Source organism: Serratia sp. SSNIH1 (assembly GCF_002935055.1).
In the GTDB taxonomy this organism is placed as follows: Bacteria; Pseudomonadota; Gammaproteobacteria; order Enterobacterales; family Enterobacteriaceae; genus Serratia; species Serratia nevei.
Window position 1 is genome coordinate 3559874 of the sequence record NZ_CP026383.1, and the last position, 26370, is coordinate 3586243.

Genomic DNA, 26370 nt, shown 5'->3' on the forward strand with positions numbered 1-26370 from the left:
CCCTGCGGAGTTACCAATTGCGCACGCGCAAGGTCGCCTCGCTGAGATCGTTAAAGCTGCTGATGGTCGGCACCAGCTGGCTGATCAAACGGTTCCAGCGCGCGACCGGCGCCGCAGTGACGTACACGACGTCGTAAGGTTGCAGCTGAAATTCAGCGCCCATCGCCAGCGCGCTGGCGTCTGAGAGATCGAACTGATACAGCGTCGCCAGCCGCTGCGGCGTTTTACCGCCGCTCGGCCGGATCACGAACACCCCGGTCGCATCCGCCACCGTCTGGCTGATCCCTTCGGAAGATCCGAGGGCTTCGGTCAGGGTCATGCCGCTGCGATCCATCTTCAGCGTCGCTTGCTTACCCACCTCGCCCATCACGAACACTTTCAGTTCGTCATTGCGCGGGATGTAGAGGATGTCGCCCGGCTGCAGCAGCGCGTTCTGGCTGATGTCGCCGCGCTGCATCAGCGCCTGCAGCGAGATAGCCCGCTCCTTGCCCTGATGGGTCAGCACTACGTTGCGCCAGTCGGCGTTGTCCGTCAGGCCGCCGGCGGCGTTGATCGCGTCCAGGATGGTCAACGGCACGTTGGTGATCGCCTGTTGGCCGGAGGTTTTCACTTCGCCGGTCACGTAAGCCTTCTGCGAGCGGAAAGCGGCGATGCTGACGTCCACCTGCGGGCTTTCCACATACTGCGCCAGACGGCCGGCAATCAGGCTGCGCACTTCGGTGACGGTCTTGCCCACCACCGCCACGCGCCCGATATAGGGATAAAAGATCGTGCCATCCGCATGCACCCAGTTGCCGGTGTCGCTGGCGCTGCGGTACTGCCCGGCCGGCGTGGTCAACTCGGGGTGATCCCAAACCGTGACGTTCAACACGTCGCCGACGCCGATGCGGTATTGATAACTCTGCAACCGCTGATCCAGCGCCGGGTTCGGCCGGGCGACCGGTTCTACGCGCCGCATTTTCTGCAGCAGCATCGGCGACATGCGATAGACCTGTACCTGGTTATTCAAATCGAAATCGTCGTCCTGCTGCACGACGATGGCTTTTCCACTGGTCGGTAAATGCGAGCCGGGGACCACCGTACAACCGCTCAACAGCGCGGAGGTGCAGACCAACGGCATCAAAAGGGCCAAATGAAGATTCATGGAGGTACCGTGATAAACGGGCTGCTGCCGCAGCCCGTGAGAGGATTATCGGCCAACGCTGGGGTTGTCGCGGAGTACCGTTGCCTGGCGCGGTTCACGCAGCATGGCGAAATAACCGCAGAAACAGAGCAGAAACGCCACCAGCATCAGGCTTTCCTGCAGCTTCAACACTTCGCTGCAAATGCCGACGCAGGCCAGCGTCACCGCCAGCATGGTGCTCATTGCCAGCGCCTGGCGCGCATTGAGCCCGCGGCGCATCAAAATATGGTGTAAGTGATCGCGGCCCGCTTTGAAGGGGCTTTGGCGGCGCAACAGGCGGCGCACCATCACAGTCACCATGTCCATCAGGGGAATGGCGATCAGCCACAGCGCGGTGACCGGGCGCATCACCGCCTGCGGCCCCTGCGTCGCCAGCAACACCAGCCACAGCACGCTAAAGCCGATCACCATGCTGCCGGCGTCTCCCATAAAGATCTTGTTGCGCGCACCGAACAGGCTCAGGTTAAACAGCAGATAAGCTGCCAGCGCGACGATCAGGCCCAGACACCACAACGCCAGGTCTTCCCGGCCGCCCAATCCGAACAGGATGGCCAACGCCACGAAGGTGACGCAGGACAAGGCGCCCAGCTGCCCATCGATGCCATCGACCATGTTGTAGGCGTTGATCGCCCCCCAGACCGCCAGCGGCGTAAGCAGCAGCGCGCCATAACCGAGCATCACTTCCTGATGGCCCCAGACATAGCCCAGTGAGGAAAGCTGCATCCCTGCCGCCAGCATCATCGCCAGCGCGATCCCTCCCTGCACCATGACGCGCGGCGCCACGGGCAGATCAAAGCGGTCATCCAGTACGCCCAACACCACCAGCGCCGTGACGCACAACAGATAGACGGCGCTGTCGGGCAGCCAGGCGGGTTGCCACAGCGTCATCAGCATCAGCGTCAGGTACACGGCGATGCCGCCGACCAGCGGAATATGCCCCAGATGTTGCTTGCGCGCATTGGGCTTATCCACCAACCCCACCACCAAAGCGGCCCGGCGGGCAATAAGCACCCAGGCGACCGCCAGCACAAATATCACGCTCAGTTGATATAACATCGTTCCTCCAGCGAATAAGCACGCTACCGCCCTTGAGTTACAGCTCCCAATGCGCTATTAACAAAAACAAAATTGATCCTGCCAGGATATAAGTCAGCATGAATTAATCCTGAAAAATGCAGATTTATCCGCTTTTCGGCGGAAAGAGGTAAATAACGCCAGCGTGCGATTAAGTTATCTCTCAGAAAACTCATGCTTAATGGTTCTTTCGATTGCCGAATCAAGTTCTACCGGCGCCACGAAGTCATTCCGCACACTACTTTTAAATTGCGTTCTGGCGCAGAATTTCTGCACTCTGACGCGGCTGATTGGGAATTTTTTGCGACTTATTTTACTGACAACATCCAAGGCGGTTGCGCCGCATATGCCTACGGCATAGGGAATGCGAATCGTCTTATTCTCTCTGCCCAGGGAAGAGGAAATAACGTCGACCAACTGATTCATCGTAAAGTCCGGTTTATCGACGTAGTTGCTGACCTGATACGTTGACTGTTGATCCAGCGCATGTTCCAGCCGCGCGGCAATATTTTCAACGTAGGCCATCGACTTCATATTATTACCGCTGCCAATCATCACGAATCGGCCGCTGGCGATCTGGCGGAACAGGTTATACACGTTGCCGCGGTTGCCTTCCCCGAAAACCACCGTCGGGCGGATGATGGTCAATTTGTTGGCGCTATCCGCCTTGCGCCAGGCTTCATAAACATATTCCGCTTCGAGCTTGGACTTGCCGTAATGGTTGAAGGGCTCGAAACGCCCCCCTTCATCGGTTTCCTGTTCAACGAACCCGTAAACGGCAACCGAGGAGGTGAAAATGATTTGGCGAATATTCAATGCGGAGGCGGTCATGCAGACATGGCGTGCGCCTTCGACATTGACCTGGTAATAGAGCGAAATAGGATCGACATTGTCCTGATGCTTCGCCGCCAGATTAATGATGGCGTCACAGCCCGCCAGCGGTTCTTGCAAGGTCTGGGGCTGCGTCACATCGCCATACTGATAGAGCGCCGGAAAATGTGCGCTGGGTTGCTTGTCAACGATGACCAACGTCAGGTCGTCGCGCTCACTGAGACGTTTCGCCAGGCGTGTTCCGATAAAACCGGAACCCCCGATAATAGCTACTTTACGCTTATCCATAATTTGTCACTCAGCAGGTTTCTCATTATTCCTGTCACCGCAATGGAAACAGGGCGCTAATATGCGTTAGGTAATGAGTTCCAGACTGGACAAATCGAACCTGGCTTTCAAATAACAAATAATGAAATAAAAGATTTCATCAAATGTAAAATTATCGCTAAAGATAAAACCTCATGCAGCGTTAATTTTTAACATCGTAAGCAACTTGATATTGCAAGGTTTTATTCGGCAATATGAGATTAATCCGACCTTTACCCGGCGTAGAAGAGGTCTCATATTTTACCGGCAATTTAAGCTGCCCTTGCTTAGGGTCGACACATTCGATGGTCGCCTGTTCCATGCTCTCGCCCTGGTACAGGCAGAACAGGGTTTGCGGGCTGTTGGTATGGGGATTATTCAGCGTCAGCGTCAACACGACGCGCGTGTTGTTCTGAATATCATTGATCACCGGTGGGCGAGTTTGGTTACCGAGCACATATGAAAAATGTGAAATAACCAGCAACGAAGCGAATACCGTCAGGTATTTCACTACGCGGCTGGCAGGCATGCTGAAAAAGCGACGCACTGCCGCCGGATTCTTTTCCTGCACCGGTGCTTTGGCTGATTCCATCGTTGCGACAGGTGCAGCAACAAGGGGCGATTTACGCGGCTTATCTATTTTCTCTTCGTTGATTTCAGGCGATTCACTTTCGTTTTCGGAAAGTTCCGCTTGAATATCAGCGCCAATATCATTGCCGTCATTTAATATATCGTCGTCAGCGTAGTCCTCATCTTCGGATATAAAGTGAAAAACGGCTTGATTTTCCACCTTGTAACCCAAACGAGGAATGGTTCTGATAAGCGTATGTTCCCCATCGCTAATTTTCTGACGAATAGATTTAATTGTTTGATTTATCGTTGAATCTGAACAATACGTTCCTTTCCAGATATTTTCTATAATTTCCGTTCGGGTAACCAGTTCTGGTGATCTGGCGACAAGCAGCGAAAGAATTTGATACTCCTTACAACGCAGACGGAATTTCTCCCCGGCAGGAGTCAGAACATCGAGATTCCTAATCTTTATTCTTTTATCAAGATTCACTTTTAATTTCCTTAGCGTGCCTGTCCTGCACACTTTGTATAGAAATATCAAAAAATGTTCAAGAAATTAAATGTAAACTCAACAGGTTGCATCCATTGGATATTGGCTTTTATAAAAATTTTCTGATTTCATTTTTTACATTAGGCCTTATTAAGAATGTTATGTTTATCCAAACGACTCTTTTTCCCTGTTGGCAACATGGATTTCTTTCATGATTACCGTAAAATTCAAACTAGCACCCAATTGATTTTAAAAGAAAAAGCCAGCAGTGTTGTTTGATTGTTAATCGAATAAAATTGTGAAATTTCATTCCGCCACGTGAATTCATCCTGTTTTTCCACCTAATCTGATTGCCAGATAGACTACAAAAAGCCGGAAAAAACAGAATGAGAGTTGTCTGATTTAACCCCGGTGTTCATTCCACTGGATGGGCGCAGCATCTAAGGAAGGTGCGAATAAGCAGGTCATTTCTTCCCAAGCTGACTCGCTGATTAAAATTTCGCGGATCTGGGCCGATTTTTTTCCCGCAAACACATCGAATCAGCCTATTTAGGCTATTTTTTCCACCATTTCTGGCGTTATTTCCGGTTTTTACTGAGATCTCTCCCACTGACGTATCATTTGGTCCACCCGAAACAGGTTGGCCAGGGTGAATAACATCGCCAGTTGGTTATCGTTTTTCAGCAGCCCCCTGTATCTGGCTTTCACGAAGCCGAACTGCCGCTTGATGATGCGAAACGGGTGCTCCACCTTGGCACGGATGCTGGCTTTCATGTATTCGATGTTGATGGCCGTTTTGTTCTTGCGCGGATGCTGCTTCAAGGTTTTTACCCTGCCGGGACGCTCGGCGATCAGCCAGTCCACATCCACCTCGGCCAGCTCCTCGCGCTGTGGCGCTCCTTGGTAGCCGGCATCGGCTGAGACAAATTGCTCCTCTCCATGAAGCAGATTACCCAGCTGATTGAGGTCATGCTCGTTGGCCGCGGTGGTGACCAGGCTGTGGGTCAGGCCACTCTTGGCATCGACACCAATGTGGGCCTTCATGCCAAAGTGCCACTGATTGCCTTTCTTGGTCTGATGCATCTCCGGATCGCGTTGCTGCTCTTTGTTCTTGGTAGAGCTGGGTGCCTCAATGATGGTGGCATCCACCAAAGTGCCTTGGGTCATCATGACGCCTGCTTCGGCCAGCCAGCGATTGATGGTCTTGAACAATTGACGGGCCAGTTGATGCTGCTCGAGCAGGTGGCGGAAATTCATGATGGTGGTGCGATCCGGCAGGGCGCTATCCAGGGATAATCGGGCAAACAGGCGCATGGAGGCGATTTCGTACAGGGCATCTTCCATGGCACCGTCGCTCAGGTTGTACCAATGCTGCATGCAGTGAATACGCAGCATGGTCTCCAGCGGATAGGGCCGTCGGCCATTGCCCGCCTTGGGATAAAACGGCTCGATGACAGCGGTCATATTCTGCCATGGCAGAATCTGCTCCATGCGGGAGAGGAAAATCTCTTTTCGGGTCTGACGGCGCTTAGTGCTGAATTCACTATCGGCGAAGGTGAGTTGATGGCTCATGATGTCCCTCTGGGATGCGCTCCGGATGAATATGATGATCTCATATCAGGAACTTGTTCGCACCTTCCCTAAGACAAAACCCTATAGATGATCTTATAACAATCGCACTAATTATGCCATACCCTCCCGGAAATTTCATTTAACCTGCGGGAAAGGCATTAATGATTTAATGCAGGAATACTCTCAATAAAAAGAAAAAACCGTGCAAATAATATAATCCGTTTACGCGAAAGCATTCTGACATTGAGAGATAGTGCTATAAAAAAAGAAAAAAACGGTAATCGGGGATGAGAATTTTACCTAAAGACAGAAAATTTCACTGAGGAGGAGAAAAGAGATGACTCGGAATGAACGAAATATCCCTCCCCTGTCGGGAAGGGATAGAGAAAGCCGTTTGATACTCAGGCCTTTTTCTTGCGGCCATACACCGCCCAAGTGATCACCACGCACAGGATATAAAACACCAGGAACACTTTCATCGCCCCCGCCGGCGAACCGGTCATCGCCAGCGAGGTGCCGAACGCCTGAGGAATGAAGAAACCGCCGGCCGCGCCAATCGCCGAGATAAAGCCCAATGCGGCAGCAGAGTCCGTCACCGCTTCACGCTGCGCGCTTTCATCGCTGCCGCCGGCCGCTTTGACGCGATCGACAGTGATTTTACGGAAAATGACGGCAATCATTTGGAAAGTCGAGCCGCTGCCCAGCCCCGCGGTGAGGAACAGCACCATAAAGATGCCGTAGAAGGCGATGAACGAACCTCCCTCCCCCGCACTCGGCAAGGTCAGGAACAACAGCGCGGCGAAAACGGCCATGACCACAAAGTTGATCAACGTCACCCGCACGCCGCCGAAGCGGTCAGACAGCGCACCGCCAACCGGTCGCGCCAGCGCCCCGAGGAACGGCCCGAAGAACGCGTAATGCAGGATCACCACGTCCGGGAACTGCGTCTTCGACAGCATGGCGAAGCCGGCGGAGAAACCGATGAAAGATCCGAAGGTCGCGAGGTACAGCAAACTCAGCATCCACAAATGCCCGCGCTTAAGCACCGGCAGTTGCTGACGTAATGATGCCTTGGCCGCCGCCAGATCGTTCATGCCGAACCAGGCCGCCAGCGTGGCCACCAGCAGGAACGGCACCCAGATCCAGGCGGCGTTTTCCAGCCACAGTTGGCCTCCCTCTGCCTGATTTTGCGCCGTACCGCCAAACAGGCCGAACAGGCTGAAAGAGATCGCCAGCGGCGCGACCAGCTGCATAACGCTGACGCCCAGATTTCCCAACCCGCCGTTAAGCCCCAACGCACCGCCCTGACGCGCTTTCGGGAAGAAGAAGCTGATGTTGGCCATGCTGGAGGCAAAGTTGGCGCCGGCGAAGCCGCACAGCAGGGAAATGATGACGAACACGCTGTACGGCGTGCTGCTGTCCTGTACCGCGAATCCCAACCACAGGCACGGCACCAGCAGGAAACAGGTGCTGATGGCGGTCCAGCGGCGGCCGCCAAACAGCGGGATCACGAATGAATACGGCACGCGTAAAATAGCGCCTGAAACCGACGGCAGCGCCGTCAGGAGGAACAGCTGGTCGGTAGTGAAAGTGAAGCCCACCTTGTTCAGGTTGACCGCGACGGCGCTGAACAGCATCCAGACGCAGAAGGCCAGCAGCAGACAGGGAATGGAAATCCACAGGTTGCGGGTGGCAATACGATGGCCACGCTGCTGCCAAAAGGCGCTGTCTTCAGGACGCCAGTCCTGAATCAGCGCACCGGTTTTCTTTGATGAAGGCGTTGCAAGTTGCGACATAAAAACCTCAGATACGGGGAATCATTCCGCACACCCTAGGGGGCGGCCCCGGCGGCAAAGTTGATGTATATCAACCCGAATGCAAGTAGTTGGCGCCGCAAATAGCGCCCTCATCCCCTTAGGGGTACGCCACAACTAAAAATTAAATCAATTAAAATCAATACATTGAAAATAAAACTCGCATCACTTTCATCGTCCTGCCCCCCCGCCGGAAACTAATGGGTACTTCATTCGAGGTATGGGGTTATGCTCAGGGATAATCAAAAATACGGCTGAATCGTTACTTGTTTACCTCCATCGCCGCCTTCGTCCCTGAGCCTCAGCGGCGCCAAACGCCAGGAATCCGTGCTTATGAAACGCCTGTTGGCCCCGCTTTCGATCGTGAATCAGGTCGCCCTGCTGATGTTGCTGTCGGGCATTCTGGGCGTGGCCGGCATGGGGATTTCCGCCTGGATGTCTCAGAGCATTCAGGGCAATGCGCACGCCATCAACAAGGCCGGCTCGCTGCGTATGCAAAGCTACCGGCTGCTGGCGCAGGTGCCGCTGGATGAACGGCATGAAACGTTGATCCGCGAACTGGAGCGCGACGAAAACAGCCCCGATCTGCAGCGTTCGGTGGAACAGGAAGGGCTGACGCAACCTTTCGACGCCCTGCGCGACTATTGGCAACAGACCCTGCAACCTCGCCTGCGCAGCGCGCAGCGCCCGGCCGACGCCGCGCCGCAGGTGGCGCACTTCGTGCAGCTGCTGGATAAGCTGGTCTCGGATATCGACAGGCAAACCGAGCGCCGCCTGCTGATGGTGACGCTGGTGCAAGCCGGTTTCATCGCGCTGACCCTGCTGCTGCTGATCGGCACCACCTGCTACCTGCGCCGCCGGTTGCTGCATCCGTGGCGACAGCTGGTGGAGATGGCGTTGGCGGTGGGCCGCGGCGACTTTAGCCGCCGCTTCGCACAGCGCGGCCACCAGGATGAAATGGCGTCGCTCGGCGGCGCGTTGAACACCATGTCCGACGAGTTGTCGGCCACCTACAGCGGGCTGGAGCAGCGCGTGGCCGAGAAGACCGCCGACCTGCAGCAGAAGAATCAGGTGCTGAGCTTCCTCTATCGCGCCAGCCGCCTGCTGCACGCCAGCGAACCGCTGTGCAGCCGCCTGACGCCGCTGCTCAATCAACTGCAAACCCTGACGCCGCTGCGCGCCATTCAGGTACGGCTGTACGAAAACGACAGCCGGGAGCCGCTGCTGCAGCTGAGCGGCAACCAGCCGCTGCGGCCGGAGCATTGCCATAATCCGGTGTGCAGCGCCTGCCTGAACGACAGCGACCGCCAGCATCCCGACAACCCGTCGCTGAGCTGGAGCCTGAGCGACAAGCTCGGCGACTACGGCGTGATCGTGGCGCAGCATGCGCCGCAACAGCCGCTGAATGATGAGCACCGCCAGTTGATCAACACCCTGGTGGAGCAGTTGACCAGCGTGCTGGCCATCGAGCGTCAGGTCGACCACCAGCAGCAGCTGATGCTGATGGAAGAACGGGCGGCGATCGCCCGCGAGCTGCACGACTCTATCGCCCAATCGCTCTCCTGCCTGAAAATGCAGATCGCCTGCCTGCAGATGCAGGGCGAAACGCTTTCGTCCGCCAGTCAGGCGCTGGTGCAGCAGATGCGCGAAGAGCTGAACGGCGCCTATCGCCAACTGCGCGAGCTGCTGACCACCTTCCGCCTGCAGCTGACCGAGCCGGGCCTGCTGGCGGCGTTGCAATCGACGGTCGCGGAGTTCAATCCCAAACTGGGCCTGACCATCCATCTCGATTATCAGCTGGGGCCGCGCACGGTGCCCGCCTACCAGGCCATTCACCTGCTGCAGATCGCCCGCGAGGCGCTCAGCAATATCCTGAAGCACGCCGCCGCCAGCCAGGTGAGCATTCAGGTCATCAACAAACGGGGCGAAGTGACCCTGAGCGTATGCGACAACGGACGCGGCCTGCCGGCCGAGACGTCCCGCCCCGATCATTACGGCTTGATCATCATGCGCGATCGCGCCAAGAGCCTGCACGGCCGCTGTGACATTTTACCGCGCAGCGGCGGCGGCACCGAGGTGCGAGTCAGCTTCACGCCGGATAACCACGCCATCGACTAACGGAGACACCATGACGACAGAAACCGCCGCCACAATCTTACTGATCGACGACCACCCGATGCTGCGCAACGGCGTAAAACAGCTGATTGGCATGGATGCTCGCCTACAGGTCATCGCCGAAGCCAGCAACGGTGAGCAAGGGGTCACGCTGGCAGAACAGCACGATCCGGATCTGATCCTGCTCGATCTGAACATGCCCGGCATCAACGGGCTGGAAACGCTGGATCGCCTGCGCCAGACCGACCTGTCAGGGCGCGTTGTGGTGTTCAGCGTGTCCAACCATGAAGACGACGTCGTCAGCGCGCTCAAGCGCGGCGCCGACGGTTACTTGTTGAAAGACATGGAGCCGGAGGACCTGCTGAAGGCGCTGCATCAGGCGGCGGCCGGGCAGATGGTGCTCAGCGAGACGCTGACGCCGATCCTCGCCGCCAGCCTGCGGGAAAACCGCCCCAGCGCCGATCGCGATATTCAGCAATTGACGCCGCGCGAGCGGGATATCCTGAAGCTGATCGCTCAGGGGCTGCCGAACAAGCTGATCGCCCGCCGCCTGACCATCACCGAAAGCACCGTCAAGGTACACGTCAAACACCTGCTGAAGAAGATGAAGCTAAAATCCCGCGTCGAGGCGGCCGTGTGGGTGCTTCAGGGTAAAAACGGTTAATCGCCGCCGTACAGCGGCCCGGTTTGCGCCGGAATGGGCGGCGGCGTCAGGGTTTTGATCGGCGGCAGGCCCGCGTCTTCCCCGGAGGTCGCGGTCAGCGGCGGCGCCACTTTCAGCTCTATCCAGTTCGAGGTCACGCGCTGCTGTTTATCGTCCTCCAGCGTGACCGACAGCCGGTAGCTGTTGGCGGCGCCCGGCGCGTCGTCCCATGGCGGCACGATCGCCGTCCAGCCCTGCGGATCGTTGGCGTTATGCGGCGGCGTCAGGCTCAGCGCCTGCGTATCCCCCTGCCAACTGACGTGAGAAATTCCGTTCAACGCCTTGATTTCCAGCACCAGCGGCACGGTTTCTCCCGCCTGCAGGCTCCACGGCGGCGTGGCCAGGAACACCTGCAGCGTCTTGCGCTGGCGGAACTCCAGCACCGGCACGTTCTTGCGTTCGATAGGATCGTAACGGCTGCCGCGCAGCGACTTGGCCTGCGCCACATACTCCGGCGAAATCTGCTTCACCAGCGGCACCCCGAGCCGATAGCTCAACGCCAATTCAACCTGCTCCTGGCTCTGCCCGCCCGCGCCAATCTTATGCAGCGCCTTCATCGTCACCAGCGGTACCGGGGTGTAATTGAGCCCCAGCTGCATGGCGCGCGGATCGTTTTGCTTTTTACCGCTGCCGAACAGATCGACATTGTCGCCCAGGTACTGCTCATAGCTGAGCGAACCGCCGATCTGGCGGTAAAACGGCAGATAGCCTTGCGTCGTGATGTCGTAACCGCGTGCCGGGCGGCTGAAAAACACCCCATTGCCGGGCTGCTGCGACAGCGCCGACAGCGGATAATAATAGTTGGTGGAGAAACGCAGGTAGTCTCCCCAGGCTTCCGCACCGACGCTGCCGCGATTGCGCTGCCGGGCGAAATCGCTGTCGAGCGCCGTGTTATACCCCAGCAGCCAGTCGCCGACGATCCAGCGCTGCCCCAGCGCAAAATTGCCCAGCGCCCCAGCGCTTTGCTGCAGCCAGCCGATCTGGCTGTAGGTCAGCAATCCGTCGACGTCGTACAGCGGGCTGAATAACTGCCCGTTGCTGCCGGTAAAGTCCCCCTCCCCGGTCATTTTCAACGATAGCCGCGCGGTGCCCAGCGGCGACAACAGTTCCTGCGCCTGTTGCTGCAGCGTGTCGGCCGCCTGGCCCAGCAAATAATCCTCGGCGCGGCTGCGCATCTGCTGACGTGAAACGTTGTTCAGATCTTTCTCGCCGAGCTGTTTGGCCATCTCGGCCCACTGTTTTTCACGCGCGGCGTCGTCGGGCGCACCACCCAGATCCGGCAAGTTCTCGGCCGGATCCGCGGCTTGCTGTTCGGAAGAAATAACGGCGTCCGGCGCCGGCGGGGATTCGGCGCACACGGGCACCATGCCGGCCAGCCACATCAGCGGCCCAGCCAGCCAGGCCGCCTGGCGACGGCGCCAAAATCGTTTTTGGGTCTTGATAAATCCTGTCTGAATCACGTCTGTCATGACACCGTTGGCTTCTCTCCCTCCTGGATCGCGCCAACCCACTGCTTTGCTATCGCCTTTCCCGCGACAGATCTGAAAAATCTTACGTCCCGGCCTGGCGGGGACGCCTCTCCCTTAAAGCCTAACGGCTTGGCGAACAGAAACAATAGGATAAACCCCAATCGCCCCCAGTGACGCCGTCACATCACACCATTGACTCGCCCCTCTCCGAACGCAGGTGAATTCACACTCTTTTAGCGCCGATTTTGCCGATAAAACGTGCAGTAACGCTGCGAGCCGACACGTAGCGGCTTGTTTCGCCATGCAATACGTAAAGCCGCGCTGCGCGCAACCGCGCATATCCCGCAGGCCGCCGCATTTCACCCCGGTGAAATACGCATTTTGCCGTTATTTTAAACATCTTTTTCACGACTGACGGAACCCTGATGTTTCTTTCCTCACTGTGGCACGTGCTGTTTTTCACCGCCCTGCTGTCGGCCGGCCTGCTCGCCTTCTCACTCATCACCCGGCTGGAGCGAACGGTAGCCGTACGCGCCAACCTACCGAAATTGCGCCGCCGCAGCCTGCTGTTGACAGCTCTGGGGTTGGCGTTGGCGACGCTGCCTTTCGACCTGTCGGCAGCGCACCGGCTGTGGTTGCCACCGGCTGCGGCGCTGCTGATCGCCCTGGCCTGGCTCGACGGGCGCCACCGATGGCTGCCGGACCGGCTAACCCAGCCGCTGCTGTGGGGCGGGCTGCTGTGCAACCTTGACGCCCGCTGGGCACCGCTGGATGATGCGGTTATCGGCGCGGCAGCCGGTTACGGGGCGCTGTGGCTCCTCAACGCGCTTTATCGGCAGGTGCGACGGCGTAACGGCATCGGCCAGGGCGATTTCAAACTGTTGGCGGCGCTGGGCGCCTGGCTCGGTTGGACGACGTTGCCGCTGTTGGTCTGCCTGGCGGCGGCGTTCGGGTTAGGCCTGGCGGTAAGGCGCGGCCGGCACCCGCGCCGCGGCTGGCGAACGCCGCAACCTTTCGGTATCGCCTTGGCGGCGGCCGGCTGGCTGCAGCTCTTGATGGGCGCCGACCAAAGCGCGCTGACGTTGTTCCGTTAGGTCTTCAGCGCCTCGATCAGCCGATTGAGTAATCCGGCCACTTCTGCCGTGCTGGCCGTTGTCGGATTGGCCAGTGGCTGGACCGCCGTGAGCCTGGTCGTGGATAACATCTCGTCGCTACGGATTTCCAACGCATCGGAGGGGGGCGCGCTCAACGAAGCGCCATCCGGCCGCCAGTAACTGCCGCGCGTAGTCTGCACCTGATAACTGCCAAAGCCGAAATCCTTCTCGACGCGATAATATATTTCGCAGCTCAACGGCCCGGTGCGCCGCAACATAAAGGCGCTTTTCGCGCTATAGCTGCCTCTATTGACGACAAAGGCGGTCGCCTGCGAAGACAGGTCGAACGTGATATATAAATCGCACGCCAGCACCTTGGTGCTTACGCCCTGCTGAAGCGTAATGTGCGTTGTGGGTTGCCGATCCGGCGCGGTCAGGGTGCCTAACAAAGTCCACGATGGCTGTTTCGAGATATTGCGCGGCAAATGATTGCTGGTGGAGGAAGGGGCAATAGCCCGCTCCCCCAGACTGTACATCGCTTCGACCCCGCTTAAAAACGACGTGACGTCGACGGTGCTTTTGCCGGCCACCGGGACGCCGCCGTTATAGACGTTACTGAAGGTTACCTCGGTATTGTTGTTGCAGGCGGCGATCGCCACCGGGAAAGGCGTTTTCGAACCGCTGTAAAGATTCAACTGACCGATATCCCAACGGGATTCGTTGATGAACCGGCACAGCACGCCCCCGCTCTCCACGTTCTGCGCGTCCTGGATATTGATATTGCCTATCGTGCCCTGGGCAAAGTTGGTGGACAGCACGCTGACACTGGCGGCGCGCTGCGTATTGCGGTTCTCACAGCCCAATGAATTTATCGTGCCGTTAAAATCTTTGAAATTGTAGATATCGCCGATGCAGTCATCCGCAGCCAACGAGCCGACCGTAGAGTAAAATCCTGAAATTCTGAACGCGGTGCCTTTGGCGCGAGCGGCGTAGAGCCCGTCGATAAAATTGGTGGTGCCGGATTTGTTCATCCACAGCACCCCATCCCCCGGGCGATTGGCGTTAGCTTCCATCTGCACGTTCACCAGCCAGTTAATGAACATGTCGCCCGACACAAACAGCGAATAACCGCCCACCTTGGTGTAGATGTCACGGATATCAAACTTCGTCATATTGAGATCGCTGAACCAGACGCCGTGGGTATCGTCTGCGCCGGTATCATCCCGCAACGTCAAGCCGTGCAGGGTCAGATTGGCGAAGCCTTTCACCACGATCACCGCTTTCTTGGTTTCGCCTTGTTCATTGGTATAGCTGCTGTCCGCGGTCTTGACGATTTTGGTCGCCCGCCCCAATCCGACCACCCGCAAACCGATGCCGCCGTAGATGTCCGTTGTCGTCTGAATGAGTACGTGCCCGGCGACCGTATACACCCGTTTGCCCAGGGACAACGTGCCGCCGGCTTGCAGCGCCGCCGCCGCCGCTTTGTTGATCGCCGGCCCCCAGTTGCTTCCGTCGCTGTCCTGATAAAACTGTTCCGGCGTCACAACCTCACCGGTGGCGAGCAAGGTTGCTGCGCGCTCCACTGCAGCGTTTCCGTAATTGTCCATAATATCTCCTGACGTGATGTGTCCGCATCATTGCGAACGACCGCGCTGAAAGGCGTAAACACCGCCGCCTTTCAGCGCCAATCTATCACCGCCACATGAGCACGTTATGAAATTTCATTTTATTTCACCTTGATACAACATCTCGCGTTTCGCGGTTGCAACAGCACGCGATTTCACAGGCTGTCGGCCTTTGGCGCGCCAGAAAGCCCGGCCAGGCGCGCGGCGCGGTCGCTACTTACTCACCCGGTCCAGATACAGCATGCTGTTGGCGATATCCACCCGGGCATCTTCAACGTTGTCCCGCAATGCCACCAGCGTTTGCCCCTGCAGAGCCACCACATAGGGTGAACTGACCTGCAGTTCACGTTGCAACGTGACGTAACGTGCGCTGCGCGCGGCGCTGTTGCCCTCCGCGGCCGCGGCACGCGTTTCCGCGCTGATGGCGGGAATGCCCCACTGGGTGCGCCAGGCCAGGGTTTTCGGCCCACCGGGCACGTTGTAGGCAAAGGCGCTGGCGTTGGTGTTCGGATCCAGGTAGTCGGCGCCCCAGTAGGTAAAGATTGCCTGAAAATCACGGCCGCGCATCTTGCCCCACAGATCGCTCTCCACCACCGGCTGGATATCCAGCCGCAGCCCGGCCTGCGCAAAGCTGGCCTGCAACGCCTGCGCGATGTCGGTATACGGCGGCTGGTTGATAACGATCAGACTGATGCGCGTCCCTTCGGCGATGCCGGCCTCGCGCAGGATCTGTCTGGCTTTGTCCACGTCGAGCTTAAATGGCCGATCGTCGAGCGCCCCGTCCAATCCCTGCGGCAAGAAGGCCTGATGCACCCGATATTGCCCTTTCAACAGCTGCTCGGCGATGCTCTGATAATCCACCAGCCAGCGCGCCGCCTGCCACAGTGCCGGATTGCCCAGCGCCGGGTTGTCTTTGCTGCCGGTGTTGAAACCGAGGTAATAGACCCGGGGCGCATCGGCCTGCTCGATGCGTACGCCCGGCGCATTGCGCAGCGAGTCGAACTGATCGGCCCCCAGATCGTAGGCCACGTCGGCATCCCCTTTCAGCAGCAACAAACGGCGGGTGCCGGCGTCGCTGACGTTCTTGAACAACACCGTTTTCAGTCTGGCCGGCGACGGCGCATAGTCGTTGCGGCCGAACAGCAGCGCCTCGTGCGGCACATAGTTGCTTACCCGATACGGACCGCCGCCGGCGGAATGGCTGCGCAGCCAGGCATTGCCGTAGTCCCCCTGCTGCGCGTGCTCGTTCAGCAGCTTCTCATCCACGATCGAGGCCACGTTCGCCGTCAGCAGCCTCAGCGCCAGCTCGCTGCCGATGTTGGCGGGCCAACGGAGCTGCACCTGGTTGTCTCCCACCTTCTTCAGCTGCTGCTCAACGTTATCCGGCGTCCAGCCAAACTCGCCGAGAATAAACGACGGCGCCTTGTTCAGCTTCACCGCGCGGACCAGCGAGAAAATGACGTCTTCGGGCCGCAGCGGATTGCCGGAAGCAAAGCGTTGCTGCGGTTTCAGGGTAAAGGTCAGGCTGCGGCCATCGGCGCCCGCTTGCCAACTGCCTGCGGCGTCCGGCGCCAGCTTTTGCGGCGCGGCGCGATCCGGTGCCACCAGGCGCTGATAAAGGTTGACCAGATTGGCCGAGCTGACGGTTTCAAAACTCTCCGCCGGATCGAGGCTGATAATGCCCTCCAGCGAACTGACCACCACCAAGGTATCCTGCGGGGTGGCGGCCTGCGCACCGAAAGCGGCCGCCAGCGCGCCGTACAATAAAGTTGGGATTAACCGTTTCATCAATACACTCTCCACAATCACGCGGTTGCGCTGTTTGTCGAGTGTAGGGGGTAAGAATTAACGGAAGAACGACGATAAATTGCTTTATTTATTACCCAGATGGATATGCCCGCCGCGTTGGCGGGCATAGGTTCAAACGATGATGCGGCCGTGCGCCATCGCCACCGAACGATCGCACATGTGGTCAATCACGTCCGCATCGTGGCTGACCAGCACCATAGTCAGATCGCCCGCCTGTTTCAGCTCGTTGAGCAGGTTGAGGATCTCCGCCTGCACCGACATGTCCAACGCCGAAGTCGGTTCATCCAGCAACAGCAGCTTCGGCCGCAGCAACAATGCGCGCACAATCGCCACGCGCTGCCGCTGGCCGCCCGACAGCTGATGCGGGTAGCGATCCAACAGGCGCGGATCCAACCCCACCTGGCGAAAGCCCGCGCTGACTTTACGTTCGATGTCGCTCTCCTTCAGCAGTTTGAGTGGCTCCGACAGCGTACGCAAAAGCCGGTGTTTGGGGTGTAGCGAAGCATAGGGATCTTGAAACACCATTTGCACCTCGCGCCGCAGTTCGCCGGTAAACGCCTGCCCAGGCTGCAGCCGCCGCCCCAGCAACTCAAAGCCGCCCTGCCAGCTGCCGTTCAGCCCGGCCAGCACCCACAGCAAAGAGGACTTGCCGCAGCCGGAAGGCCCCACCAGCCCGAAGCACTCGCCCGGTTCGATGCGCAGGTTAACCTCATGCACCACGGTGCGCAGTTCGTAGCCCTGGCGGTGACTGACGCTCAGGTTCTCCAGTGCAATCACGCTCATTTCAACGTCTCCAACAGCGCGCGATCCAGCACCGGCAGCGGTTGGCCGCGCGTCTCGCGGCTCGGCCGACACGCCCACAGCGTGCGGGTATAAGGGTGCGTTGCCTGCGCCAGCTCTGCCGCCGGCAGCTGATCCAACAGCTCACCTTTGTACATCACCAGTACCCGCTCGCAGTGGTGCGCCACCTGCTGCAAATCGTGGCTGATCAGGATCAGCCCCATATTGCGTTGCGCCACCAGATTGTCTATCAGCTGCAGCACCTGATCGCGCATCTGGTGATCCAGCGCCGAAGTCGGTTCGTCGGCAATCAACAGCTGCGGATCGTTGATCAGCGCAATGGCCAGCATCACCCGCTGCCCCATGCCGCCGGAGAGCTGATGCGGATAGCGGCGGCACATCGCCGCCGGATCGGGCAAGCCCACCGCCGCCAGCATCTCCAGCACTTTTTCACGCCGCTCGGCGCGACTCAGCTTTGTATGCAGCACCAGCGGCTCCTCCACCTGACGGCCGATCGGTTGATTGGGATTCAGCGCATGCTTGGGGTCTTGCATCACCATCGCCACCCGGTCGCCGCGCAGCCGGCTCCACTGGCGCTCGCTCAGGCGCGTTAAGTCTTCATCGCCCAACGTCAGGCGATGCGCCTGCAGCTGTAACGGCGGCGGCAATAGCCCCATCAGCGCACGCGCGGTCAACGACTTGCCGGAACCGGACTCACCGACCAGCGCCAGCCGCTCCCGCCCCATGCTGAACGAAATATTCTTCACCAGCGCCACCGGCTGTGGCTCCGGCACGCCGATCGCCAGGCGTTCGACGGTCAATAAGGTGTTATCAGTGCCCATGACGAGGATCCATTTTGTCGCGCAGGCCATCGCCCAGCAGGTTAAACGCCAGGCTGGCGAACAGGATCGCCCCGCCCGGCGCGGCGGCGACCCACCATTGATCGAAAATCACTTTACTGCCTTCGGCCACCATCGAGCCCCATTCGGCGGTCGGCGGCGCAACGCCCATGCCGAGGAACCCCAGACCGGCAGCGGACAGGATGATGCCCCCCAGACTCAGCGCCGCGCGCACCACCGCGCTCGGCAGGCATAAAGGCAAAATGTGGCCGACCATCAGCCGCAGCCCGTTGATGCCCTGCATGCGCGCCGCCGCCAGGTAGTCGCTGCGGCGCAGCGCCAGGGTTTCGGCCCGCGCCTGGCGGGCAAAGGCCGGCCAGCTGGTCAATGCCAGCGCCAGCGCGCCGTTCATCAGCCCCGGCCCCATGACCGCCACAAACGCCAGCGCGATCACCAGGCTCGGCAGCGACAGGAAAATGTCGGTCAGGCGCATCAAAATGCGCTCTACCCAGCCGCCGAGATAACCGGCGCCAATGCCGACCAACAGGCCGATGGGAATGGTCAACACCAGAATCAGCGACACCAGAATCAGCGTCGGCCGCGCGCCGTAAATCACGCGGGAGAGCAAATCGCGGCCGAAGCCGTCGGTGCCCAGCCAATGTGCGGCGGAAGGCGGCAATAACCGCAGCTCGATATGCTGCAGATTGGGATCGAAAGGCGCCAGCCACGGTGCCAGCAGCGCGGTGACGATCAAAATCGCCACCAGTGCCGCGCCCAGCGTCAGCGTGGTCAGGCGCCGACCGCGGCGGTAACCGACGGCCGGCTCGCTTTGCGGTTCGTGTTCAGAGAGATATTGGCTCATCGGGTTCGCGGATCCACTAAATAGGTCAAGGCGTCGGCCAGCGCATTCAACAGCACGAAACAGGTGCCGATCAGCAACGTGGCGCCGAGGATCGCCGGCGTGTCGGCGGCAAACAGCGCCGAGGTCAGATAACGCCCGACGCCGGGCCAGGCGAACACCGTTTCGGTCAATACCGCCCCTTCCAGCAGGCTGGCATAGGAGAGAGACAGTACGGTGATCAGCGTGCCCAGCACGTTGGGAAACACATGGCGCAGCAGAATGCGCAGGCGCCCGGCCCCCTTGGAACGCGCCAGCGTCACGTATTCCTTGTTGCACTCTTCCAGCATCGCCGCCCGCAGCAATCGGGTAATGCCCGCCATCGACAGCAGCGCCAACGCCACGACCGGCAGCCACAGGTGGCCGATGGCGTTATAGAACATGTCGCGATCGCCGGACAGCCAGCTGTCGATCAACACAAAACCACTGCGCGGCTCCATGCTGTACAAGTAGATGTCGTCAAGCCGCCCCGGCCCCGCCGACCAGTGCAGAGTGGCATAGAACAGCAGCAGCCCGAGCAGGCTCAGCCAGAAAATCGGCACCGAATAACCGATCAGCGACAGCAGACGCGCCGCGTTATCCAGCCAACTGCCTGGTTTGAGCACCGCCAGAAACGCCAGCGTAATGCCGCCGAGGGCGCCGAGGATAATGGCGCAGGTGGCCAGCTCCACCGTCGCCGGGAAGGTACGCAGCAGATCGCTCAACACCGGCTGGGCGGTGATGCGCGAAATGCCCAAATCGCCGTGCGCCAGGTGCACCAGATAACGCCAAAACTGCACCGGCAACGGCTGATCCAATCCCAGCTCGTGCCGCACCTGCGCATAGGTGGCTTCACTGGCGTGATCGCCCGCCACCTGCAGCGCCGAATCGATCGGCGCCAGATGCGACAGCATGAAGGTGAACAGCAGCAGGCCAAGCAACGTCAGCGCCAGCGACAGCACGCCGCCGAGCAGCCGCCCGCCCCAGCGCCAATACCGCCGGGCCGCCCCGGCGCTGGCGCACAGTTCAGCGGCCATTACTTGCTGACCTTGCTGTAGAACACCATGTCAGGGTTGATGCCCTGCACATAGCCCTTGAGGTTGTCACGCACCGCAATCAGGCTTCGCGCCTGCAGGCCGATGACGAACGGCGAGCTTTGCTGCACCTGTTTTTGCAGTTGCTGGTAGTCGGCCACCCGTTTGGCGGTGTCGTTTTCCGCGGTGGCGGCCAGCGTCAGCTTGCTCAGCGCCGGGATCTGCCAGTTGGCGCGCCAGGCCAGCGTCTTGCTGCCGTCTTCCGGGTTGTAGGCGAAGGCTGCGGCATTGGTGTTAGGGTCGAAATAATCCGGCCCCCAGGAAGTCAGCGTCGCATCGTAGTTAAGCGCTTTCACCTTGGTAGAGACCTGCGAACTGATGCCCGGCACCAGTTCCACCTTCACGCCGCCCTGGGCAAAGCTGGCCTGCAGCGCCTGGGCGATATCCAGGTACGGCGGCTGGTTGTTGACGTCCAGACGGAAACTGACGTTGCTGAGCCCCGCTTTGGCCAGTATCTCTTTGGCTTTTTGCGGATTGAAGCTGTACGGCTGATCCTTGAGCGCCCCCAGATAACCGTCCGGCAGGAATGCCTGATGGCTCTGGAACTGCCCTTTCAGCAGATCGTCGGCGATGCCTTTGTAATCAAACAGCCAGCGCGCCGCTTCCCAGAACGCCGGATTGCCGAGCGCCGGTGACGCCTTGGCGTTGAACTGCAGGAAATAAAGCGAAGCGTAAGGAATGGCCAGGGGTTTGACGCCCGGCTTGCCCTTTAAGGCCGCCATCTGGTCTGCCCCCAGGTTGCGCGCGATATCGGCATCACCCTGCTCGATCAGCAAGCGGCGCGCGGCCGGATCGGGCACGTTTTTGATCAGGATGGTTTTCAGCGTCGGCGCCCCTTCCGGCGAGCCTGGGTTGGCGTCCAGCACCACCACTTCGTGCGGCACATAGGTGCGGATTTTGTAAGGGCCGCTGCCGGCGGAGTGGCTGTTCAACCATTGGTGCCCCAGATCGTCGCCCTGCTGGTGCGCCAGCGCCTCTTTGGCGTCGACGATCGACGATACCGGCGCCGACAGCAGGCTGAGCACGAAGGCCGGGCTGACGTTTTCACTCCAGCTGATTTTAACCTGGTGGTCATCCACCTTGCTCAGGTGTTGCTCCACGTTCTTCGCGTTCCAGCCCAGCTGCGTCAGGATAAACGACGGCTCCAGATTGAGTTTTACCACCCGTGAAAGCGAGAAGATCACGTCTTCCGGCCGCAGCGGATTGCCGCTGGCGAATTTGGCATCCGGGCGCAGGCTGAAAGTCAGGCTGCGATTGTCGGCGCCGGCCTGCCAGCTGCTGGCCAATGTCGGCTTGAGATCGATAGGGTTGTGTGGATCGGACTGGATCAGACGTTGATACAGGCTGTTGAACGACTGCACCGTGGTTAACTCAAATCCCTGGGCCGGGTCAAAGCTGACCACGTCATCGATAGACTGCGCGATCACCAGCGTGTTGGCCGGCGTCGCCGCCTGCGCGTTAACGCTGGCAGCCACGGCTAAAAACAGCAAAGAAGGAACGAGCACTTTCATCTGAAACTCTCCAAGCGGATGGAATTTATAATAATTTCGCGAGTGTATGCGAGCACGATCGGCAGCTGAAGGTACTTAAATCACTATAGATATTCTTTTTATGTATATAGGTGGGATTTTGATTATTAGGGCGAGGATTGCGCGGCCGGTCGCACTCTCGTGGCACCTGGCCGCAATGGATAACTGTCTTTGCGGCGCGATTCGCAGCGATGAACGTCGAGGTTTGAGTCTGTTTCATTGGGTGATTAACGTGAGCTCGGTCACCCAAGGGACAAGAAAATGGAAAACCATCTATCAGAAAATGGCGCCTCACACCGGCATGAGAGAGCGATAGAGCAAACACTGGCGGACATGAACAGCGTCCTGCTTGAGTCGGATCTGTTTATGACTCGTCTGACGGTACAAGACCGGCGCTGGCAAAAAGGCAGAAAAAACGGGCATACGTTAAATTGGCGCTCTCTTTTTAAATATCGTGCCCAAACGCCGATGAGTTTCGCTTTCGTCTATCGGCAAATGGCCCGCCCGCTGAGCCGCGCCGGCTTTTGCCTGTGCCGTTATCTCCAGGCAGAGAACGTTATCGAACTTGTCGCGTTGGAGAATTTCTCCCTGCGTGAAGCGCAACATCCACTGAAAGGCAATATGCTGTGCAACTGCTTGCAGGTACTGTATCTGTATGGCCTGAACCTGCAAGAGCAGAGGCTAACGCCGGTGCCTCCGCCGGACATACTTATCAGCCACGCAATCAATCACCGCGTGTTGGCGCTGTATACTCGTCAGGCCGCCTTTGAGGTGATACCCGGTACCATGACATGTAAAACCAGCTTCAACGTACTGAAAAAGTACATACAATCGCTGGAAAAGTACGGGGCCAAATGTGATAAGGTGCGTATAAATAGCGAGCAGAAAGGCAGCCAAAATGGAAAATAAGGATCTGACCGACCCTACGCTCTCCATTCAAGAGCAAAAACGCATCGCCATCGAGATTTTGCGCCAACACCATCGCTGGGAGATGGCCAACCCGCGTCCGCCTGAAGAACTCCCGGAATGGGAAGCCATCGGCCCGTTCAGAAAAAGTGAACGTCACCTGATCGAACGTACCGACGACTAATCCCCCTTCCCCGTGGCAATCCGCCGGGGCACAGCTGTCCGACTAAATCTGGTAGTCAATCACCGCATCCAGCTGTGACGAGAAGACCTTGTCCTTGATTTCGGTCAGCGACAGCGTCGGGTTGCACAGCTGGATAAAACGCCAGGCATAGTTGCGCTGCAGCTGGCTGCGTTTCAGGCCCAGCCATACCGTATTGGGTTCAAACAGGTGCTCGGCGTTGAGGCTCACCAACCCGCGATCGCGCTCTTTTTCATACGACATGTCCGCCAGCACACCCACGCCCAACCCCAGCTCGACGTAAGTTTTAATCACGTCGGAATCCTGCGCACTGAGCGCGATGTCCGGCGTCAGGCCCGCCGCTTTGAACGCCGCATCCAGCTTCGCGCGCCCGGTAATGCCCTGACGGTAAGTGATCAGCGGCAAGGTGCTGAGCATCTCCAGCGTCACCTGCGGCTGACGCGTCAACTCGTGCCCTTCCGGCACCAGAATGGTGTGATGCCAGCGATAGTAGGGGAACGCCGCCAGCGATTCGTCGCTCATCAGCCGTTCGCTGGCGATGCCGATATCGGCTTCGCCGGCGGCCAGCATCGAAACGATCTCCTCCGGGCTGCCCTGATTGAGCACCACCCGCACCCGCGGGTAAAGCGCGCGAAACTCTTTGATTACCCCCGGCAGGCTGTAGCGCGCCTGGGTATGCGTCGTCGCGATATGCAGCTGTCCCGAATCGTTGCTGCTGAAGACGTCCGCCAGGCGACGGATGTTATTGGCGTCGTTGAGAATGCGTTCCGCCACCACCAGCAGCTCTTTGCCGGGTTCGGTCATGCCCAGCAGCCGCTTGCCGCGGCGAATGAATATTTCAATGCCCAGCTCTTCTTCCAGCTCGCGAATATGCCGGCTGACGCCGGACTGCGAAGTAAATAAGGTATTGGCGACCTCGGTCAGGTTGTAGTTGCAGCGCGCCGATTCGCGAATAATTTTTAATTGTTGAAAGTTCATCCCCGTCTCCCTGTTTCTTGCGGTAGCGTTTGCCATATTGATACGGAGTCCTGCGGGGCTGAACAAATAAGAAATAGCCTTTAGTTATGCAATTTAATACTAAGTGAATTATTTATCGTTACTCTTGGGGGATGAAGACGGGGGAAAATGATGAATGGCTTTAAAAATAACGAGATAAATAACCATACAAAGAAAGGGACTTAGATAATCATGCAGAATAAAGTTATTAAATAGAGGTATTAGATATATGAAAAAGGGCTCAGCGTGCTGAGCCCTTCACTGTTTGCCACCCTGCCAACGCCTCAGGCCGTGGCCTCCGCCCCGAAAGCGCCGGGCCGGTTCTGCTGCAACCATTGCCGTACATAGCGCACCAGATCGCCGATGCAATCATCCTGCATGCCGTGGTGCTTCAGCTCGTTATCCAGCGCAAACAGGTATTGCGCGTTGGTGCCCAGCGGGCCGCTGGCGCTGGCGATCAATGGCGCGATCACCTGGTGGCTGGTGTCTGCTTCAAACAGCGGGTGCTGCGCGTTCATCACGAACACCAGCGCAGTGACAACCTCACCGCCCTCCAGCTGCAGCTCACACCAGGTCGGCACGTAGCAATCGGTGATCATTTCGCGCTTCCACAGCAGCTCCAGCTCTTCGCGCAGCTTGCTTTCCGGCAGACGGAAGGCCAATCCGGTGGTCTGGCCGCCCTCTTTCAGCGCCAGCATGCGCCCCGGCTGATGCAGCGTGCCGCGCCCGGCGGTCAAGCGCATGCAGAACGCCCGGTGCCAACCCTGCAGCATGGCAGGCCGCACTTCTTCCGATTCAAAAACCGGGTTCCACATCAGCGAACCGTAACCGAATACCCAAACCGGGCTGTGATCCGGCCGGCGCGATAACGTGCAATCCAACGAGGCTGCGCGCTGTTCAGGCGTCAGCAACAGCGACTCCTCAATAGCGCCGAATGCGGTTTTGCAATCCGCTTTTTGCAGAAAATCTCGCGTTAACACTGTTACAACCTCCCGGGAATACGATTTCTCGTCCTCCCTCGCCACTACTGAACCTTTGCAATTTTATTTTTAGGTGCGGAATTTTATTAATTCAATAACCGCGCCGATTAATAATGACCATATTCTTTTCCCGCCGCGCAATCAAGTTGCAAAGCGGTGTTAACGTGGAAAAGTATTTGTACTGAGCAGCAATAATATTAATTGCCGGGTCAGCATAACGTCTGCGCGATTTTATCAGGCCATAAAGCGTTACTTTTTGTGCCAATGCTCATCGTCGCCCTTGCGATAGCTTTGCTTGACCGCCGCCCAGGCCACCTTGTGCGCCGTCTCCTCCCGGCTGTCGTCACCGCGTCGGTCTTCAGGATCCCGGTATTGTTGCCAGGCGCTGTTGAACGCTTCTTTATAGATCGCCTGAGCATGGGCCGGCAGCACATGCTTCACATTGTCCGGCAAGTCGTTCGTGTCTTGATAGGGCATCACGTCCTCCCGTGCGTATTCCGTGAAGCTTAAGCCTAGCTCACACGCCGTTGCGCCTCAATAAGCAAACAATTCTCATTATCAAACGGCATGATATACTCACCGCCAAACGAACTATAAGGAGATCCCCGTGACTACCGAAGCCCCTCGCTCACGCGCCCCCTACCTGATCGCCGTCAGCGCCGTACAGGATATTACGCCGCACCTGCGCCGCATCACCTTTACCGCACCCGATCTGCGCTACTACCCGGCCAACGCCGCCGCTGCGCACATCAAGGTCTTTTTGCCGCTCGCCGGCCAAACCCAGCCGGACCTGCCGACGCTGACCGAAAACGGTCCGCGCTGGGCGGCGGACGCCGTACGCCCGATCGTGCGTACCTATTCCATTCGCGCCGTGCGCCCGGAACAGGCGGAGGTGGACATCGAGTTCGCGATCCACGATCACCAGGGCCCGGCGGTCGACTTTGCGCGCCAGGCGAAAGCCGGCGATAAAATCGGCATCAGCAACCCAGGCGGCCCCAAACCGATGTTGCCGGCGGCCGATTTCTACTGCCTGGCGGGCGATCCTTCCTCACTGCCTGCGCTGGCCGCGCTGCTGGAGAATCTGCCGCCGCACAGCGCCGGGCGCGCTTTCGTCCGCGTCGACAGCACCGCCGACGTGATTGATCTGAGAAAACCGACCGGCATTGAGGTGAATTGGATCGTTGGCGGCACGGAGAACACCAACGACCTGATCGCCCGTTTCCGCGCGCAGTCCCTGCCGCAGGGCGAAACGCACTTCTGGCTCGCCGGTGAAGATCGCCTGGTGGTAGAGCTGCGCCGTTACCTGCGTCGTGAACGTCAATGCGATCGTAATCGTCTTTATGCCGTACCTTACTGGCGTGAGGGGCTAAATGAAGAGGGTTACCACAATAAACGGCATGAAATCATGGATAATATTGATGACTAACGGCTGTATTTTCCTTGATTAACCGCATACTAAATAAGTAAACACGACTTTTCTCATATCTAACGTTAAAAATTGGCGTTATT

24 protein-coding genes are annotated in these 26370 nt (G+C 58.5%); 6 read left to right on the forward strand and 18 right to left on the reverse strand.

Annotation, left to right across the window (positions count from 1 at the left end; genetic code table 11):
* Nucleotides 1-10: 10 nt before the first annotated feature.
* The 7 genes from C3F38_RS17230 to C3F38_RS17260 all read right to left on the reverse strand — a co-directional run bounded on the left by C3F38_RS17230 (nt 11) and on the right by C3F38_RS17260 (nt 7825).
* The gene (locus tag C3F38_RS17230; RefSeq protein ID WP_038876972.1) at nt 11-1144 is read right to left on the reverse strand and encodes a polysaccharide export protein; all 1134 of its coding nucleotides are present in this window, start codon (nt 1142-1144) and stop codon (nt 11-13) included.
* Between the two features lie 45 nt (nt 1145-1189).
* A complete protein-coding gene (wecA, locus tag C3F38_RS17235) occupies nt 1190-2239 on the reverse strand; it encodes a UDP-N-acetylglucosamine--undecaprenyl-phosphate N-acetylglucosaminephosphotransferase (protein ID WP_047730496.1) in 1050 nt (349 codons plus the stop codon).
* A 174-nt stretch (nt 2240-2413) separates the two neighbouring features.
* Complete coding sequence (locus tag C3F38_RS17240; protein ID WP_103767519.1) at nt 2414-3376, reverse strand: NAD(P)-dependent oxidoreductase; 963 nt, start codon at nt 3374-3376, stop codon at nt 2414-2416.
* A gap of 181 nt (nt 3377-3557) precedes the next feature.
* Nucleotides 3558-4457 carry a transcriptional regulator gene (locus C3F38_RS17245; protein ID WP_055317750.1) on the reverse strand — a complete coding sequence of 300 codons (900 nt, stop codon included), beginning with the start codon at nt 4455-4457 and terminating at the stop codon, nt 3558-3560.
* A 415-nt stretch (nt 4458-4872) separates the two neighbouring features.
* Entirely contained in the window at nt 4873-5067 is a 195-nt protein-coding gene (locus C3F38_RS26880) for a hypothetical protein (protein ID WP_341533149.1), read from the reverse strand.
* Nucleotides 5049-6029, reverse strand: coding sequence for an IS5-like element ISKpn26 family transposase (locus C3F38_RS17255; RefSeq protein ID WP_009310076.1), 981 nt, complete (start codon nt 6027-6029; stop codon nt 5049-5051). The genes C3F38_RS26880 and C3F38_RS17255 overlap by 19 nt, the downstream gene beginning before the upstream one ends.
* Nucleotides 6030-6430: 401 nt before the next feature.
* Nucleotides 6431-7825: a NarK family nitrate/nitrite MFS transporter gene (locus tag C3F38_RS17260; RefSeq protein ID WP_048234345.1), complete on the reverse strand. Its 1395-nt coding sequence runs from the start codon at nt 7823-7825 to the stop codon at nt 6431-6433.
* A 351-nt stretch (nt 7826-8176) separates the two neighbouring features.
* Between C3F38_RS17260 and narX the strand changes: the two genes are divergently transcribed.
* Together narX and narL are read left to right on the forward strand one after the other, a co-directional pair.
* Complete coding sequence (gene narX, locus C3F38_RS17265; RefSeq protein ID WP_047730492.1) at nt 8177-9961, forward strand: nitrate/nitrite two-component system sensor histidine kinase NarX; 1785 nt, start codon at nt 8177-8179, stop codon at nt 9959-9961.
* A gap of 10 nt (nt 9962-9971) precedes the next feature.
* The gene (narL, locus tag C3F38_RS17270) at nt 9972-10622 is read left to right on the forward strand and encodes a two-component system response regulator NarL (RefSeq protein WP_016927346.1); all 651 of its coding nucleotides are present in this window, start codon (nt 9972-9974) and stop codon (nt 10620-10622) included.
* On the opposite strand, the gene C3F38_RS17275 is transcribed toward narL, so the two are convergent.
* Entirely contained in the window at nt 10619-12130 is a 1512-nt protein-coding gene (locus C3F38_RS17275; RefSeq protein WP_055313071.1) for a YchO/YchP family invasin, read from the reverse strand. The two genes, narL and C3F38_RS17275, sit on opposite strands and share 4 nt — an antisense overlap.
* Nucleotides 12131-12555: 425 nt before the next feature.
* Here C3F38_RS17275 and C3F38_RS17280 point away from each other — a divergent pair, with 425 nt between their 5' ends.
* Entirely contained in the window at nt 12556-13224 is a 669-nt protein-coding gene (locus tag C3F38_RS17280) for an A24 family peptidase (protein WP_038876957.1), read from the forward strand.
* Here the strand turns inward: C3F38_RS17280 and C3F38_RS17285 are convergent.
* From C3F38_RS17285 to C3F38_RS17315, 7 genes are all read right to left on the reverse strand, one after another.
* Nucleotides 13221-14831 carry a hypothetical protein gene (locus tag C3F38_RS17285; protein WP_038876955.1) on the reverse strand — a complete coding sequence of 537 codons (1611 nt, stop codon included), beginning with the start codon at nt 14829-14831 and terminating at the stop codon, nt 13221-13223. The two genes, C3F38_RS17280 and C3F38_RS17285, sit on opposite strands and share 4 nt — an antisense overlap.
* A 231-nt stretch (nt 14832-15062) precedes the next feature.
* Nucleotides 15063-16637, reverse strand: coding sequence for an ABC transporter substrate-binding protein (locus tag C3F38_RS17290; protein WP_047730490.1), 1575 nt, complete (start codon nt 16635-16637; stop codon nt 15063-15065).
* Nucleotides 16638-16769: 132 nt separating this feature from the next.
* Nucleotides 16770-17441: an ABC transporter ATP-binding protein gene (locus C3F38_RS17295; protein ID WP_038876950.1), complete on the reverse strand. Its 672-nt coding sequence runs from the start codon at nt 17439-17441 to the stop codon at nt 16770-16772.
* A complete protein-coding gene (locus C3F38_RS17300; protein ID WP_055316304.1) occupies nt 17438-18280 on the reverse strand; it encodes an ABC transporter ATP-binding protein in 843 nt (280 codons plus the stop codon). The genes C3F38_RS17295 and C3F38_RS17300 overlap by 4 nt, the downstream gene beginning before the upstream one ends.
* Nucleotides 18270-19139 (reverse strand): ABC transporter permease, encoded by an 870-nt coding sequence (locus C3F38_RS17305; protein ID WP_033647740.1) that lies wholly within the window; start codon nt 19137-19139, stop codon nt 18270-18272. The genes C3F38_RS17300 and C3F38_RS17305 overlap by 11 nt, the downstream gene beginning before the upstream one ends.
* Entirely contained in the window at nt 19136-20191 is a 1056-nt protein-coding gene (locus C3F38_RS17310) for an ABC transporter permease (protein WP_055316307.1), read from the reverse strand. The genes C3F38_RS17305 and C3F38_RS17310 overlap by 4 nt, the downstream gene beginning before the upstream one ends.
* Nucleotides 20191-21759: an ABC transporter substrate-binding protein gene (locus tag C3F38_RS17315; protein WP_055316309.1), complete on the reverse strand. Its 1569-nt coding sequence runs from the start codon at nt 21757-21759 to the stop codon at nt 20191-20193. Before C3F38_RS17315 ends, C3F38_RS17310 begins: the two co-directional genes overlap by 1 nt.
* A gap of 279 nt (nt 21760-22038) precedes the next feature.
* Between C3F38_RS17315 and C3F38_RS17320 the strand changes: the two genes are divergently transcribed.
* Together C3F38_RS17320 and C3F38_RS17325 are read left to right on the forward strand one after the other, a co-directional pair.
* Entirely contained in the window at nt 22039-22686 is a 648-nt protein-coding gene (locus C3F38_RS17320) for a hypothetical protein (RefSeq protein ID WP_055316311.1), read from the forward strand.
* Nucleotides 22676-22867, forward strand: a complete 192-nt coding sequence (locus C3F38_RS17325; RefSeq protein ID WP_055316313.1) for a hypothetical protein — start codon at nt 22676-22678, stop codon at nt 22865-22867. The genes C3F38_RS17320 and C3F38_RS17325 overlap by 11 nt, the downstream gene beginning before the upstream one ends.
* A 42-nt stretch (nt 22868-22909) precedes the next feature.
* Here C3F38_RS17325 and cbl read toward each other — a convergent pair whose 3' ends face one another.
* The 3 genes from cbl to chaB all read right to left on the reverse strand — a co-directional run bounded on the left by cbl (nt 22910) and on the right by chaB (nt 25338).
* On the reverse strand, nt 22910-23863 hold the full coding sequence (cbl, locus tag C3F38_RS17330; RefSeq protein ID WP_033634950.1) for an HTH-type transcriptional regulator Cbl: 954 nt from the start codon (nt 23861-23863) through the stop codon (nt 22910-22912).
* 302 nt (nt 23864-24165) lie between these two features.
* Entirely contained in the window at nt 24166-24861 is a 696-nt protein-coding gene (locus C3F38_RS17335) for a gamma-glutamylcyclotransferase (RefSeq protein WP_038876938.1), read from the reverse strand.
* 249 nt (nt 24862-25110) lie between these two features.
* Complete coding sequence (gene chaB / locus C3F38_RS17340) at nt 25111-25338, reverse strand: putative cation transport regulator ChaB (protein ID WP_055316315.1); 228 nt, start codon at nt 25336-25338, stop codon at nt 25111-25113.
* 130 nt (nt 25339-25468) lie between these two features.
* On the opposite strand from chaB, the gene C3F38_RS17345 reads away from it, so the two are divergent.
* A complete protein-coding gene (locus tag C3F38_RS17345) occupies nt 25469-26287 on the forward strand; it encodes a siderophore-interacting protein (protein ID WP_048234349.1) in 819 nt (272 codons plus the stop codon).
* Nucleotides 26288-26370 lie beyond the last annotated feature (83 nt).